This window comes from Bacillus sp. TH50 (assembly GCF_016650565.1).
GTDB classification, from domain to species: Bacteria; Bacillota; Bacilli; order Bacillales; family Bacillaceae_G; genus Bacillus_A; species Bacillus_A mycoides.
Genome location: NZ_JAEKFM010000003.1, coordinates 1,763,539 through 1,777,621 on the forward strand (window position 1 = coordinate 1,763,539; position 14,083 = coordinate 1,777,621).

At 34.0% G+C, this 14,083-nt stretch carries 21 protein-coding genes and 3 pseudogenes; 6 read left to right on the plus strand and 18 right to left on the minus strand.

Annotated elements, in window-relative coordinates; all coding sequences use genetic code 11:
* Nucleotides 1-37: 37 nt before the first annotated feature.
* Nucleotides 38-169 carry a hypothetical protein gene (locus tag JFU23_RS30930; RefSeq protein ID WP_002088613.1) on the minus strand — a complete coding sequence of 44 codons (132 nt, stop codon included), beginning with the start codon at nucleotides 167-169 and terminating at the stop codon, nucleotides 38-40.
* Nucleotides 170-267: 98 nt separating this feature from the next.
* Nucleotides 268-495, minus strand: a complete 228-nt coding sequence (locus JFU23_RS09130) for a hypothetical protein (RefSeq protein WP_000032698.1) — start codon at nucleotides 493-495, stop codon at nucleotides 268-270.
* 71 nt (nucleotides 496-566) lie between these two features.
* On the opposite strand from JFU23_RS09130, the pseudogene JFU23_RS09135 reads away from it, so the two are divergent.
* Nucleotides 567-683 (plus strand): annotated as a pseudogene (locus JFU23_RS09135) (GTP pyrophosphokinase).
* A 127-nt stretch (nucleotides 684-810) separates the two neighbouring features.
* Nucleotides 811-1,446, plus strand: coding sequence for a VC0807 family protein (locus JFU23_RS09140; protein WP_002138325.1), 636 nt, complete (start codon nucleotides 811-813; stop codon nucleotides 1,444-1,446).
* A gap of 66 nt (nucleotides 1,447-1,512) precedes the next feature.
* Here JFU23_RS09140 and JFU23_RS09145 read toward each other — a convergent pair whose 3' ends face one another.
* The 10 genes and pseudogenes from JFU23_RS09145 to comGA form a co-directional block, all read right to left on the minus strand.
* Entirely contained in the window at nucleotides 1,513-1,713 is a 201-nt protein-coding gene (locus tag JFU23_RS09145; RefSeq protein WP_002015009.1) for a YqzE family protein, read from the minus strand.
* Nucleotides 1,714-1,751: 38 nt separating this feature from the next.
* Complete coding sequence (gene aroK, locus JFU23_RS09150; RefSeq protein ID WP_137057331.1) at nucleotides 1,752-2,249, minus strand: shikimate kinase AroK; 498 nt, start codon at nucleotides 2,247-2,249, stop codon at nucleotides 1,752-1,754.
* A gap of 151 nt (nucleotides 2,250-2,400) precedes the next feature.
* Nucleotides 2,401-3,051: a 2OG-Fe(II) oxygenase gene (locus JFU23_RS09155; protein ID WP_201031782.1), complete on the minus strand. Its 651-nt coding sequence runs from the start codon at nucleotides 3,049-3,051 to the stop codon at nucleotides 2,401-2,403.
* Nucleotides 3,052-3,224: 173 nt separating this feature from the next.
* Nucleotides 3,225-3,596: a competence type IV pilus minor pilin ComGG gene (gene comGG / locus JFU23_RS09160; protein ID WP_016096113.1), complete on the minus strand. Its 372-nt coding sequence runs from the start codon at nucleotides 3,594-3,596 to the stop codon at nucleotides 3,225-3,227.
* Nucleotides 3,593-4,051 (minus strand): annotated as a pseudogene (gene comGF, locus JFU23_RS09165) (competence type IV pilus minor pilin ComGF); the annotation flags it as partial. The pseudogene comGF and the gene comGG, both read right to left, overlap by 4 nt.
* 1 nt (nucleotide 4,052) lies before the next feature.
* On the minus strand, nucleotides 4,053-4,334 hold the full coding sequence (locus tag JFU23_RS09170; RefSeq protein ID WP_201032271.1) for a type II secretion system protein: 282 nt from the start codon (nucleotides 4,332-4,334) through the stop codon (nucleotides 4,053-4,055).
* Entirely contained in the window at nucleotides 4,327-4,782 is a 456-nt protein-coding gene (gene comGD, locus JFU23_RS09175) for a competence type IV pilus minor pilin ComGD (RefSeq protein WP_137059084.1), read from the minus strand. The genes JFU23_RS09170 and comGD overlap by 8 nt, the downstream gene beginning before the upstream one ends.
* Nucleotides 4,779-5,078: a competence type IV pilus major pilin ComGC gene (comGC, locus tag JFU23_RS09180; RefSeq protein WP_002088623.1), complete on the minus strand. Its 300-nt coding sequence runs from the start codon at nucleotides 5,076-5,078 to the stop codon at nucleotides 4,779-4,781. Before comGC ends, comGD begins: the two co-directional genes overlap by 4 nt.
* Before the next feature lie 11 nt (nucleotides 5,079-5,089).
* A pseudogene (gene comGB, locus JFU23_RS09185) lies at nucleotides 5,090-6,126 on the minus strand (competence type IV pilus assembly protein ComGB).
* The gene (gene comGA, locus JFU23_RS09190) at nucleotides 6,113-7,156 is read right to left on the minus strand and encodes a competence type IV pilus ATPase ComGA (RefSeq protein ID WP_002138337.1); all 1,044 of its coding nucleotides are present in this window, start codon (nucleotides 7,154-7,156) and stop codon (nucleotides 6,113-6,115) included. The pseudogene comGB and the gene comGA overlap by 14 nt, the downstream one beginning before the upstream one ends.
* Nucleotides 7,157-7,361: 205 nt before the next feature.
* Between comGA and JFU23_RS09195 the strand changes: the two genes are divergently transcribed.
* The 3 genes from JFU23_RS09195 (at nucleotide 7,362) to JFU23_RS09205 (ending at nucleotide 10,083) form a co-directional block, all read left to right on the plus strand.
* On the plus strand, nucleotides 7,362-8,057 hold the full coding sequence (locus tag JFU23_RS09195) for a helix-turn-helix transcriptional regulator (protein ID WP_002014995.1): 696 nt from the start codon (nucleotides 7,362-7,364) through the stop codon (nucleotides 8,055-8,057).
* Between the two features lie 281 nt (nucleotides 8,058-8,338).
* Nucleotides 8,339-8,581 carry a DUF2626 domain-containing protein gene (locus JFU23_RS09200; protein WP_002015110.1) on the plus strand — a complete coding sequence of 81 codons (243 nt, stop codon included), beginning with the start codon at nucleotides 8,339-8,341 and terminating at the stop codon, nucleotides 8,579-8,581.
* 107 nt (nucleotides 8,582-8,688) lie between these two features.
* Nucleotides 8,689-10,083: an L-cystine transporter gene (locus JFU23_RS09205; RefSeq protein ID WP_201031783.1), complete on the plus strand. Its 1,395-nt coding sequence runs from the start codon at nucleotides 8,689-8,691 to the stop codon at nucleotides 10,081-10,083.
* Nucleotides 10,084-10,162: 79 nt separating this feature from the next.
* Here JFU23_RS09205 and JFU23_RS09210 read toward each other — a convergent pair whose 3' ends face one another.
* Together JFU23_RS09210 and JFU23_RS09215 are read right to left on the minus strand one after the other, a co-directional pair.
* Nucleotides 10,163-10,573: a hypothetical protein gene (locus JFU23_RS09210; RefSeq protein ID WP_201031784.1), complete on the minus strand. Its 411-nt coding sequence runs from the start codon at nucleotides 10,571-10,573 to the stop codon at nucleotides 10,163-10,165.
* A 69-nt stretch (nucleotides 10,574-10,642) separates the two neighbouring features.
* A complete protein-coding gene (locus JFU23_RS09215; protein ID WP_002034026.1) occupies nucleotides 10,643-10,858 on the minus strand; it encodes a DUF3912 family protein in 216 nt (71 codons plus the stop codon).
* A gap of 252 nt (nucleotides 10,859-11,110) precedes the next feature.
* Between JFU23_RS09215 and JFU23_RS09220 the strand changes: the two genes are divergently transcribed.
* Entirely contained in the window at nucleotides 11,111-11,422 is a 312-nt protein-coding gene (locus JFU23_RS09220; protein ID WP_002165070.1) for a hypothetical protein, read from the plus strand.
* A 36-nt stretch (nucleotides 11,423-11,458) separates the two neighbouring features.
* On the opposite strand, the gene JFU23_RS09225 is transcribed toward JFU23_RS09220, so the two are convergent.
* The 4 genes from JFU23_RS09225 to JFU23_RS09240 all read right to left on the minus strand — a co-directional run bounded on the left by JFU23_RS09225 (nucleotide 11,459) and on the right by JFU23_RS09240 (nucleotide 14,076).
* The gene (locus JFU23_RS09225) at nucleotides 11,459-11,947 is read right to left on the minus strand and encodes a hypothetical protein (RefSeq protein WP_137059013.1); all 489 of its coding nucleotides are present in this window, start codon (nucleotides 11,945-11,947) and stop codon (nucleotides 11,459-11,461) included.
* 108 nt (nucleotides 11,948-12,055) lie between these two features.
* The gene (locus tag JFU23_RS09230) at nucleotides 12,056-12,433 is read right to left on the minus strand and encodes a nucleoside 2-deoxyribosyltransferase (protein WP_002034029.1); all 378 of its coding nucleotides are present in this window, start codon (nucleotides 12,431-12,433) and stop codon (nucleotides 12,056-12,058) included.
* Between the two features lie 97 nt (nucleotides 12,434-12,530).
* Nucleotides 12,531-12,773 (minus strand): DUF3966 domain-containing protein, encoded by a 243-nt coding sequence (locus tag JFU23_RS09235; protein ID WP_085960924.1) that lies wholly within the window; start codon nucleotides 12,771-12,773, stop codon nucleotides 12,531-12,533.
* Between the two features lie 244 nt (nucleotides 12,774-13,017).
* Nucleotides 13,018-14,076 (minus strand): undecaprenyldiphospho-muramoylpentapeptide beta-N-acetylglucosaminyltransferase, encoded by a 1,059-nt coding sequence (locus JFU23_RS09240; protein WP_201031785.1) that lies wholly within the window; start codon nucleotides 14,074-14,076, stop codon nucleotides 13,018-13,020.
* Between the last annotated feature and the right edge of the window lie 7 nt (nucleotides 14,077-14,083).

The window sequence follows — 14,083 nt, forward strand, 5'->3', positions numbered from 1 at the left end:
CAGATTGAAGGAGCTTCTTTTAAGATATGTTTCCAGCCTATTCTCTATCTTCATTACGCTCTTGCTGTTTTTTCTCTGTCATACGTTTCTGATATGCACGATCCTTTGCACTTACATGGTTTGCATCAGTTGGAAGATTCTCTTTTGAACGACCAATTCCATTACTCATCTTTTTCGCCTCCTTTTTGCATGTTTCAAAATGCATCTTTATTTTCAGCTAGAGGCACAATCCTTATACAAAAAAATAAGAGCAGCCAGTAGCTGCTCTTACTCATTCACGTATTTTTGAAACATATCATGGATGCCTTGATTTACGAGGTTCGAGATCTGTTCGTCAGATTTATTCGGATAACGATCACGTAATCTGATAGATGCCTTCACCATTAAATTTTCTAATACAGAACGGCCACCTTCTCCATAAATAATTTCAGCATACTTAACCAGTCTTCCATCCTCTAATGTTGCTGGATTATGATTGAAGAAAAATTTACTCATTGTCTCCACCTCTCTTTTGATAACGTTTACATTTATATAGATTATTTATGTTATTTATTTCACAATATTGTATGCATGTATATTTAATTAGTTTCATTATAAAGTAACATATCAATAGTAAATATGTGATTTTCCATCCATTTTGTGAACAAACCAAAAATGAAAGCGTTTCCTTTATTATATACTAAAAAAACTTACTACGCTAGGGACAATTTTTTTAATCTACTAATCATCTACTTTTCTTTTTTTATTAAACCTTATACAATTTTCAGAAATTATATTATAAAATATATGTATGACTTAAGGAGGATTTGTATGAATCAAAATAAAAAAGCTATATTAGATCTTGTCTTTTATCTCGTATTCCCATTCCTCATTTGGAAATTTGCAAAACCTTATATCGATCCTTATTACGCAATGTTAATTTCCTCTGTTCCGGGGATTATTTATACACTGTATACCTTTAAAAAGGAAAAACAGCTTAACGTTACAGGGTTCTTTATTTTAATTACACTCATTTCTAATACAACGGTAGACTTAATATCTGGATCAGCGGAACGAATGCTATGGAATGATGCATATTATCATATCGTACTTGGCTGCATCGTTATATGTACAATCTTTATAAAAAAACCACTTATGTTATATTTCGCAGCGGATATTTCAGCTCTGCAAGGTCATGATCGTGATAAAAGTCGTGAGCTTTATCGTGATAGTCGTATATATCCAGCACTGCAATATTTAACACTATTTTTCGGCCTTCAATTTATATTAAAAAGCTTCTTGAAAATCTATTTCATCTCTGTTTTCGGTGTAGATGGATATGGTGAAATGAGAGCTATTATGACTGCTGTTGGCTGGGGTATTTCTATTTGCATCGGAATAGGGTTTGTATGGGTAAATAATAAGATACATGCGGTTACTGAAGAAAAAGAATCTGTGCAACAATAAATAAAGATCCCCTAGTGCAACAAGCTGCTAGGGGATCTTTATTTTGCCAGACATATTACGAAAAAGTTAGCTTGATTTTTTTCTTTTATTTTTTACATTTCGATAAAACAAAGCAGCGCTCAGTGGCATAACACCAAACCATTTATTTAAGAATGGCTCTTTCTCCGCACGACGTTGTTGTTTCTGTTGTTTTCGATCCTCTTTTGGAGCATCCATATATGACACAAATTGCTGTGTCACAAAGCGTACATAATCATTAGTAGACATATTATCATCACCTCTACTTGATTAGTATGTCCACTTTTTTATTCATTAATCTTTTGCTTTAATTCATTCATAATTTGCTTTACCGACTTATTTGTCGTATCGATATGAATATCAGCCTCTTCATAATAAGCTCGGCGCGATTCAAATTTCGTTATAAATGCATCTATATCTTTCTTCTGAAATAGTGGACGTGTCGTATCTTCACGAAGCCTTTCTGCAATTACATGTGGATCGCAATATAAATACACAACAGTTCCATTTTCCTTCATCCACTTTCGATTTTCCTCCCGTTCAATAATCCCTCCACCCGTTGTAATAATTACATTCTGAACCGGTAGCGAACGTAACATTTCACTTTCATATTCCCGAAAAGCCATTTCGCCTTCTTCGGCAAAAATATCACGAATTGCCTTCTCTTGCTTCTCTTCAATTTTTTGGTCTGTATCTACAACATCCATATGAAGTTCTTTACTTAACACTTTTCCAATTGTTGTTTTCCCGGCTCCCATATAGCCAGTTATGTATATAGATTTCATTTTCGTTCCTCTCAATCATCCGTTATTATTTGTTATTATAACGAAAGATGTTACTTTATTTAATAAAAAAACGTTTTGTTCTTCTTATGCTATGAAGAACAAAACGTAACATACTCACTATTTTCTCGTAATCAAACAAGCTGGCTCACTTTTACTTATAAGTACCTCTTCTCACCCACTGCGTTGCAATCCATTTCTCACCTTTCGTTACAGGTGCTCCTCCATGTAACGTAAGCTCATTTAGTAATTGATCTTGATAAAAATACTCAAAGTATACTGCCATTCCCTTTCTAGGGTGTACAGAAAGATTTAATTTCGGAAAGAATGTTTCCCCGCCTTCTTCTACATCATTTAAGTACATCACAAGAGTACTTATACGATTATTAGCAGCTGACCTGCTATGTTCTGCAAAATAATCATAGTGCGCTTTATATTCTTGATCCACTTCATAATTTAAAATGTGCAATCCTTCTCCATGCGCTACAGGAACATTCGTGATAGATGAAATTCGTTTTTCAATCTTCGAAGTAAGTTCATTCTCTTCCAAAAATGCACCACTACTCGTTCGAATATCATTTACATCACGTGATGAACCAACTTTAGAACGTTTCATATTACTTTTAGACATTTCAATCAATTCAGCGCACTCTTCATCACTTAATACATTTGCTAATACAACAATAAGAGGTTCTTCGAATTTTGAAATAATTTGTATTTCTCTATCCTCTGTCATAATCGTATTTCCTTTATGATCAAAAATAGTTTGTTCCTTATTTTCACCTATTTGATTGTTATTTGTCATTTTCTTATCTCCCTAGAAAAAATGATTGGATAGCATGAATATATCATATTCTTTCTACCTTTCTCTTTTTTGAGAAAATTTAAACTTTTGAACATCGTTCTTATCCCTTTCCTCAAAGAAATTGAATCCCTCCACAATAGAAACTCATGGTTCTTCTCCATATATTTTACATATTATCCTTCTACCCAATCAAATATTTTATTATCCTTTTTCCTATAGTGAAAGCTCACTGTATAGAAAACTCTCTGTTTTGTAACACATTGCAAAGAAATGATAATAACATCATTTTCAAAGACGTACTTTCCACTCACTTCTCCTCTTTCATACTGAAATAAAAAAACATCCTCTTTTTCTTTTTGCTGTAAGTCTCTTTTTATATCTGAAATAGCTCGATCAACAAGTTCCTCCATGAAAAAACTTTGTTCTATTTCAGAATAAAATTTTTTATCCGAAAGTAACATATTCGTTTCGTACATCAAAAATGAAATGAATAAAATAAGAAAAATAATTGTTCCTGGCATTACAAATCCATCTTGTTTTCTCATGTTTCTATCTCAATTTCACTATAGCGCACAGCCACGCCTTCATATATTTCACCACTTATATCTTTCACATATATATATAACAAATGAGGTGTTAATTTATACGAAATCGCTTCAATCCTTTGTAATATAAATTCCCTTCCGCGCATATTTACTTTTCTTATTAAATTACTATTCAACTTTTCATACGTCACCTGATCACCATTACGAAGTTGGAAGCGTAAAATATTCCCACCATTTTCTAGCTCTATCTTCCTCCCACTTAATACTTCACGAAACTCTAATTGCATTTGTCCTAAAAACACATCCCACTCCCAGTCATTTAATCCTTTTGAATGTGTATTTTCTATCCCCATAATATGAAGACGCGGTAAAAGTAAAAAGAACATTGATAAAAGCAACAAACATGCAATCATTTCTATTAATGTAAATCCCGCTTCTTTTTTATTTTTCCTTTGCCTAAAGGCATTGCTCCATCGCTTTTCCTCTCATATCTTTCCACATCGTACAAACTTCATCTCCTCTCCAATATGTGTAATATACAATTCCTTTTATGACTTGCTCTTTTACTCGCTTTTCCTCATTCTCATACTTAAATAAGGCCGCTTCTTTTTTTAATAATATTAATGCTTTATAGCTCATTTTTATATTTTTTCTTTCTTGCATAATTAATAATGTTTGCGGGAGCAATAACGATGCCGCCATCATTATTAAACTTAACGCTACAACCATTTCAACCATTACTGATCCTTTTTGACACTTCACGATACGTAAATCTCCCTCTTCCAAGCTGAAATACAATCTCATATTTATACCCTCGATAGGAAAGTAAAATCGCACCACCCCTATTAATATTCCCGCTCGGATTATATGTCATTGGATTTGGAAAGGTATGCAAATCCATTTGGACATCTTTATCATATTCTCTCTTAACAATTAAAAGGTCTGTCTCCGATTCCGAAATATAATACATATGTTTCTCTTTAAACCAGCGTAACGTATAATGTTTTTGACGCTTAATCGCTAACTGCTGCATATACAAAATATCATTTGAAAACTGTTTCAAAAACTGCTCAACTTTTTGTTTTTCATGTAATGAAGTAACGTTAAAATGCGTAACAACACTCAGTACAGAAATAGCAAATAAGACAAGTAGCATTTCTAAAAGAGTAAAACCTTTTTGCTTCACGATTTCCCAGCTGATACCGTACCATCATCGGAAATATGGATTGGTTCACCTTTCGGGCAAGTTTTTGAAGTAATATACTTTCCTGTTTCAAGTTCCTCTATTGATGGAATCTTATTATGTTGCAAGTGATATGCTTGTATTTGTGCTTCTATAGATTTCACATAGGCTGCACATCCTTTTCCTTGGACGGATGAGCGCTGTGTAACTACATTTGGAATAATTAATAGTAATAATACAGTTATGACAACCATAACTAATAACATTTCTAAAAGAGTAAAACCCTCCTCATTCTGCATGTAAATGCCCCCTATATAGAATTCATCATTTGAAACATCGGCATAATCATCGCTAAGTACATCAAAATGACTATAACCCCAAGACATGTAAATAAAATGGGTTGAATCACAAATAACATACGTTTAATTTTTTGTTCTACCTTTTCAATAATGAGCTCACTGTAATCACCAAGCTCATTTGCTAAATTACCGTTTGCTTGTCCATGCGTAATGATATAAGAAAGTTCTTTCTCGTAATAACCGCTTTTATCAATAATAGATTGTAACGGTTCTCCTGCAATTAATTGCCGCTCAATCCGGTCTGCTTCATACTGAAAGAACGGATGATACTTTTGCTTCATCATTATTGTTAATGCTTCGTGTACCGACAATCCACCGTGTAATAAACCACTTAATTGAGTGGAAAAATAATGCGAATGATTTAAAATAAGAAATGTTTTCATAAGGGGAATACGGATCATAATCTTTACCTTTTGAGTAGGCGGAAGTTTTCGGAAATAAAATATATATAAACTAAATCCCGTTATAACGATAAGAACAATCATATAAACGAAGTAGGGTAATAATTTAATTGCAACTAAAATTTGCTCCGTAAGTGGTGGTGCTGTAGAACGTAAAGAACTATACATCATTTCAAACTGAGGCAATAAAATGAGGTTAAAAACAGAAAGCATAATCATTAAAAAAATGATAAAAACATAGGATATCGCATTACTTTCATCATATCTTTCCTATATTTATCTTTCTTGTAAAGAAGTACGCTCCCTTGTTGCAAAGCAAAAGAAATGTCACCATGTCGCTCTGCATAAAACAAATAACTTAACATCTCAGAGTGAAACATTAATTGGTGAAAAGAAGCGTGCAAACTTTGTCCATTTTTCAATCCCTCGATCATACGCTGTAACTGTAATTTCTTCCCTAATGGTAGTTGCAACTGCAAAAATTCTAACGCCTGCAAAAGTGAGTAACCTTTCTCTAATAAATCACTTAATCTTTTACATAATAATGCTTGATCACTTAAACTCCATTTTCTCTTAAACATATACATCTTCTTCTAAAAAGCCTAAAGCATACCCTTTTCGAACCGACGATTCCAACGTTTTATAGTGATACGTAACATGTTCTCCACTTGCTTCTTTAATCGCTTGTTTTAATTCATATCCATATAACAGTTCATAAATGCTTGCCTGTCTCACTTTCCTCATTGATTTACATAAAGTTGCACACTTCCCTCTGCAAAATGGACATTTTAATTCGACGAGCCGCTGAGCAGCTACTGCTAATAATGATTGTTCAATTTCTTGCCTTGTAATACCATAATCCATAAATCGTAGTATCGCTCCTTTCGCATCATTTGTATGCAAGGTTGTCATTACTAAATGTCCCGTCAAACTGGCCCTTACAGCTACTTTTGCTGTTTCTTCATCACGAATTTCGCCAACTAAAATAATATCTGGATCATGACGCAAAATAGCCTTTAATCCTGTTTTATATGTGATACCAGCTTTTTCATTTATTTGAATTTGTAATAAACCATCTTTTCTTTGCTCAACTGGATCTTCCAGTGTAATGATGCGACGTGTTTGCCATTTTCTAGCTACTTCTAATAATGCATACATTGTTGTTGTTTTTCCAGAACCAGTCGGCCCAGTAAATACGAGTAACCCATGCGAATGCTTTAAAAAAGAGAGTAATTTTTCCGCTGAACTTGGAAATAACGAAAGGTGAGACAACGGCTGTACAGATGCTTGTAAATGGAGGCGAATAACGAGACTTTCTTGATATACTGTTGGAAGTGTTGAAAGGCGTAAATACACTTCTTGTCCATCAATTTGTAAGTACAACGAACCATTTTGAGGTTTTCTCCTCTCTCCTATATCCATTGATGCTAAAAATTTAAAGTGCGAAACAAGCTTTTCTCCAAATCCCTTTTCAATACACCGTTTCGTAATTAAATCTTTTCCAATACGTAATTGAATCGCCACATCCTTCTGCCTGGGCACAATATGTAAGTCCGATGCTTGCACCCCACAAGCTTCTTTCATAATCATATTTGCAAAAAGCTCGACACTATTCATCAAGTTTCCCTCCTCACTATGTATATATCATGAAAAAATGCACAAGAAAAATTAGAAATTTTGTATTTTCACTAGGAGAAAAAGGGAAAATATGTTTGTGAAATTATGAACAATTTCTGAATTATTGTCTGAAATTACCTATATGGAAGTTTATCTGTATTATAATGTTAATATCTTGGATAAAGTGATAAAGGTGGAGATCCTAATGGAACAAGCTTTAAAAATTACAGGTGTGTTATCTGACCCTACTCGTTATTACATTTATAAATATATTTCGCAAAAGCATAATTACGTAACTGTACAAGAAATTGCAGATGAGTTTAACATTCATCCAAACGTAGCGCGTTTACATTTATCTAAATTAGAAGATGTTAATATGCTCAAATCAGAAACAAAAAAAACTGGGAAAGGCGGCAGACCAAGCAGACTATACGTCTTGTCTCAAGATGTCATCCAGTTACAATTCCCATTTCGCGATTATCAATTATTAGCGCAGATAGCATTTAATTCACTGCTAAGCTTAGGTAGTGCTGGTGAAAAAGCGCTATATGAAACAGGGAAACAATTCGGCAAAGAATTAATGCAACAACATATGCATCGCTTAAATGTAAGTGCAGAAGCATTGACGATAGAACAAAAAATGCTAATCGCAAAAGAAGCATTCTCAACAGCTGGCTTATCCCCTGCTTTTGAATTAAGTACAGATGGCACAAAAATTTTCTATGATGTACACAATTGCCCATTTAAAGAAGTTGCTGCGCATCATCCGACTGAAATTTGTAATATGCACGGAGATATGATGAAGGGGATTTTTGAAATCCTATTCCCGAACGTGGAATTAACACGAAACGATAGTCTACTAGATGGATGCAAATCTTGTAACTATAAAGTGAAACTTTAATCAGTGGGGGGGTGTTCTTCCCCCACTGATTATTAGCTTTCACCAATCGGGCTTTTACGGGCAGTTATCTCCCACCTAACTTCCTCGCATTTGCTGAATTTTGAGGTGGGAGTTTTACTGCCCACAAATAGCGGGATAAAGTTCAAATTTAGTTTTTCAACTAAGAAGAAGTCAATATTATAATTGGCTTCTTTTTTATATGAATGAATATTTACAATAGTTAGAAAAATAAACTATAATGAAAAGAGGTTTTACTTTTTTTAGAAAAGGAGGGAGATGGCATGGAGCGCATGTTTCGCGTTCTCGGCTTTTGGACTGGAATTTTCTCGGTTATGTTTTACGTAGGGGATATGCATTCGACCGCACTACTATTTTTAGGACAAACAGGATTCTTCGTACTTTTAAGTTATTTAAAATTAACAGAGCGTATGTATATATACGTATTCGGGGCATATTTAACCGTTTTCTTCATCGGATTTACATGGTACACAACATTTTTACTTGTCCCTGGAGCTGGGCATTAAGAGATGGCAAATTGCCATCTTTTTTTTAATCCCGCAATTCCCTAGTTGACTTATAGGTTTTATTACCTTATATTCTATATAACACATTGGAATTAGGGGGAATCAACATGAATACACTGCTTGTCGGGATTAACATCACAGTCATGCTCATTTTAGTTGGCGTATTGTATTATATGCAACGTAAGCATGTATCTTTTAATAAACGTGTATTTACTGCTTTAGGAGTCGGAATTATCTTTGGTCTTATATTACAATTTATTTATGAACCTACTTCTAAAGTAATTATCGAATCAAATACCTGGTTTAGTTTAATTGGTAACGGTTATGTGAAATTACTTCAAATGATCGTTATGCCACTTATTTTAGTATCTATTATTTCAGCATTTACAAAATTACAATTAACGAAAAACCTTGGTAAAATCAGTGGTCTTATTATCGGAATTTTAATTCTTACTACAGGAATTGCCGCAGCTGTCGGTATAGCTGCAAGCGCAGGATTTGATGTATCAGCAGCAGGATTACAACAAGGTGATGCAGAATCTGCTCGTCTGAAATTAGTAGAAGAAAGATTTACCTCTATTGAAAAGACAACAATTCCAGACAAATTGTTAGAACTGTTGCCTACGAATCCTTTTCTTGATTTAACAGGTGCTCGTCCAACATCAACAATTTCTGTTGTAATATTTGCAGCCTTTATCGGGATTGCCTTTATAGGTGTAAAACGAAAATATCCAGAACAAGCAGAGCTATTTAAGAAAATGCTTGATGCTGTATATGCAATCGTAATGCGTATGGTAACATTAATTTTACGTCTTACTCCATACGGCGTATTAGCTCTTATGGCAAAGACAGTTGCTGGTAGCGATATTAACGCTATTTTAAAACTTGGTAACTTCGTGTTAGCATCTTACGTAGCTCTTATCGTAATGTTTATCATTCACTTATTATTAATCGCATTATCTGGTTTAAATCCAATTCAATATTTGAAAAAAGTGTTCCCTGTATTAACATTTGCATTCACATCTCGCTCTAGTGCTGGTGCAATGCCATTAAATATTGAAGCTCAAAAAGAAAAGCTTGGTATTTCTGAAGGAATCGCTAACTTCGCTGCATCCTTTGGGGTATCTATCGGTCAAAACGGTTGCGCAGGTATTTATCCAGCAATGCTTGCTATGATGGTCGCTCCAACTGTAGGAATTGATCCATTACAACCACAATTCATTTTAACTTTAATCGCTGTCGTTGCTATTAGCTCATTCGGTGTTGCCGGTGTTGGTGGCGGTGCAACATTCGCAGCGTTAATCGTACTATCTACAATGAACTTACCAATCGGCATTGTCGCTCTTGTTATCTCAGTTGAACCATTAATCGATATGGGTCGTACAGCTCTTAACGTAAGTGGTTCTATGACAGCTGGTCTTATTTCTAGTAAATGGCTTGGTGAATTAGATCAGGATACGTACAATCAAGATGATGTAAAAACTGGTGAGATTGCTTCATAATAAAAAAGACGCTAACAATTTATACTGTTAGCGTCTTTTTTATTATGTTCCATCTCTATACATCTTCTCTTGAAAGTTATCACTCCAAGTATTCTTCTAGTTGCTCTTTTAACTCTTCCTCAATCTCATAACAAGATTCGTCAACAAGTTCCCCTACTTTCTTACTTCCCCAAATGCTTAATTGAATTTGCATTCCTAAAAAGATTCTTTCGCATTTCCAAATTGGAATATTATAAAATCCAATCATCTCTTTTTCTTCATCTAATATAGCTATGGCAACTGATGAATAATACCCCCCCTCAAAAGGATGCTCTTTATCTTTAACAAGTTCCATAGATAGTTCCATGTTTTTCTCTATGTATAAATATGAATACTCTTTAAAAAGTTCAAGTGATATTCGCTCTATTCCATTCTCCATACATTGAATCTTCTCTTTCAACTCCAATGTAAGCTCCTGTGCTTTATATTTCATTTCCGCCTCCTTAAACATAGAAAAAGAGAATACAATAACATATTCTCTTTTCTCAAATATATTTCATTATCTCACAGCCCGTCCCTTTCACAAATAACCATTTTGCTCGCACCATGTATGAAATTGTCCTACATCTACTCCAACTAACACGATATCCTTTAGCTCTACATCAATACTTTGTTCTCCAATTACAATAGCAAAATGGGATTCTAATTGTTTTTCATTTTTCTTTACAGTTCCAATTCGGTTCCGATGCGGCCCATTTTTTATATATGCTTTTTGTCCTACAATATCAAAGTTCAAGATTCTCACCTCTTTTACTGCGCTCAAATTGGAAATACAATCTCCACCTCGGAAAATTTCCTTTCATTGCACTATTTCTCTATATATATGACGAAACAATAAAAGAGTCCTTCCTTCTTTACAATTATTTTTTCTTTGTTTCATTTTTATGATTGAAACGTAAAGTTTATAATAAAATACACTTGGAAGCGCTTTCTACGTAATTTTTTATGTTATAATATAAAAGTAGAACTTCGTAAAGAGGGTTAAAAAATGAATATAAACATGATTAACAAAGTAATTGAAGCATTAAAAGTATATGGCTTTCAGGATGTATCATTCTGTGAAGAAACGAAGCAATTTTTATTTCATAACGAAACCGATATTATGAGCGGCTATGCAGAAATAACATATAGTAGTCAATTCGAAAAATTTAACGTACAAATTCATCCAATTGAAACGCATCACCAAGCAGAGTTACAAGAGGTTGAAAGACATATACAAGCTTGCATACGAAAAGTAGAGTATTTAAATGCACTTCTTACTGGACAAACAAAGCTAGATGATAAAATTATTATTATGTAAAAAAAAAAGAACGTGAAGCTATCACGTTCTTTTTCATTATACGTTCATTTTCCCCTTCAGCTGTAATCCTGTAACAGATTCTAATACATCCATCGCTTCTTCAAACGTCATATCAAAAATTGTCTTCTCTTCTATATAGGGAAACTGTCTAAAGCGCTTTTCTAACATTTTCACTGCATCCGATGTGAAGTTTGCGCTATCAATGCCAAATTCTGTTTCAAGAAGCACAATCCAATCTAACACATGAAAACCTAATCCATTTACGAATGAAATAAGTTTTTCTTCTGGCTGTGGAGATAAGAATACGTTTCGCTCCAGCTCACTGAAAAGTTCTTCTCCTAAAATTCCTGCTAACTCATCATCATGTTCGCGTTCAATAATCTCTTCATAACCGTAATCATCAACAAGCTCTTCTACTTCTTCACTATCCGCAAAAAGCAATTGACTAAGAATTGCATCTTTCTTAAATTCACTGTTTTGTACAACCCTTAAAAAACTTGTTTCCCATCCATTTTCTAATTTCATATTTATAACTCCTTTATATGCTTTACTTATAATAACTGTGCCCAAAATAGCCTAATGGTAACCTTCACTCTTTTTTTGCAAGAAATATTTCTCGCTGCATTCCCACGTCTAACATTCCACTTTATTCAATATATATGAGACAAGCCCCTCAATTTCTCCTTCGAAAATATCAACTTCTCGTAAATGGTAGAATGTCGTTTGCAACTCATTGCCCTTGTGATATATATAAATTTTCTTTTCTAAAGCAATTGCCATCCCTAATTCTGTATGACTTCCATTCCCACCCTCTAGTATGAGTAAGAAAACATCAGCTTCTCGTATCGCTTCTTGTTCTTCTTCACCAATCTTTTGCAATTGTTCTCTATTGGTTGCTCTTTCATTTTTCGTCCAATCATATGTATGCTGCCATCCCACTTCTTTCAACTGGCTTGATACGAAACGAACAAGATGTTTATTTTGAAATCCTGAAGCAATATAAAATTTCATTTATATTCACTCCTTAAATATGTATGGGGAAACTCCTTTTTTAGCGTTAATGGGATTTTTTCAAAAAAAATCCCCATCCTTAGAACTTATTTGCGTTTCAATGATGGGGTGCCTCATGATCTTCTTTTATTTTTTGTTTTTTATAACTTTCATCAGCTAACATTTCTAGTTCAGCTGTTATTTCTGATTTTTCAAGCTCTCGTTCTTGTGAAAATTTCCGTGAAATATAAACAATAACACTACCAACGTACAACACAAAGCATATAATAAGTGCAGTATTTTCATAGAGACTTAGCTCCAACACAGTCACTCCTAATCCATTCGTATTTTCACGCTTAATCAATTGGAATTTCCCTATTAACCATTTGTTACCCCGCTATTTGAGGGCAGTAAGACCCCCACCTCAAAATTCAGCGAAAACAAAGAAGTTAGGTGTGGGATTAACTGCCCGTAAAAGCCCGATTGGTGAGGGCTAATAATCAGTGGGGATGACCCCCCCACTGATTAAAGTTTCACTTTATTGTAACATAAAAATATCAATTCTTGGAATCTTTCATCCTACTAAAAAAGACATGATTGTTTAATCATGCCTCTGAAATATGTTGAATGATAGTTTTAATCGCTTCTTTTCCATTATATTTTTTTAATGCTGTTTTATACGTCTCATTATTATGAGATAGCTCTTCTATATGCTTTATAAGTGAGTTCACCGTTACATCCTCTTCATATAATACCGATGCATACCCTTGTCTTTTAAAGGATTCAGCATTTAAAATTTGATCTCCACGGCTTGCAAATTTCGATAACGGAATTAAAACCATCGGCTTTTGTATTGTTAAAAATTCAAAAATTGCGTTGGATCCCGCACGTGAAATAACAAAATCTGTTGCTGCTAATATATCCGACAACTCTTCATGTATATATTCAAATTGTCTATATCCTTCTTTATTTTGTAAGGATTCATCAAGATTTCCTTTTCCGCAAAGATGCACAATTTGATAATTTTTCAGAAGATCTGGAAGTGCCGATCGAACCGTTTCATTAATTTTCTTTGCGCCTAAACTTCCTCCCATAACAGTAATAACTGATCTCTTCCGGGAAAACCCTAGAAACTTTAAACCTTTTTCAAGATTTCCTCTTAGTACGTCTTCACGTACAGGCGATCCTGTATATATTACTTTTTCTTTCGGTAAATGTTTCGCTGCTTCTTCAAATGTAACAAATATTTTCGAGGCAAAACGGAGCGCAATTTTATTTGCTAGTCCAGGTGTCATATCAGATTCATGTAATAAAACTGGCACCCTATTTAGCCATCCTCCAATTACGACTGGTACGGATACGAAACCACCTTTTGAAAAAATAACATCCGGTTTTAGTTTACGAATTGTTACGTACGCATCCATAACACCCTTCATCACGAGAAAAGGATCTTTTATATTTTTCAAATCAAAATAACGACGTAGCTTCCCGCTTGCAATACTATGATACGGAATTCCTTCTTTTTCTATAATCGTTTTCTCAATCCCTTGATGAGAACCAATATAAGAGATATCCCAGTTCTGCTTTTGTAAATGTGGAATAATTGCTAAATTAGGCGTTACATGCCCTGCCGAACCGCCACCTGTAAAGACTATTTTTTTCATACGTCTC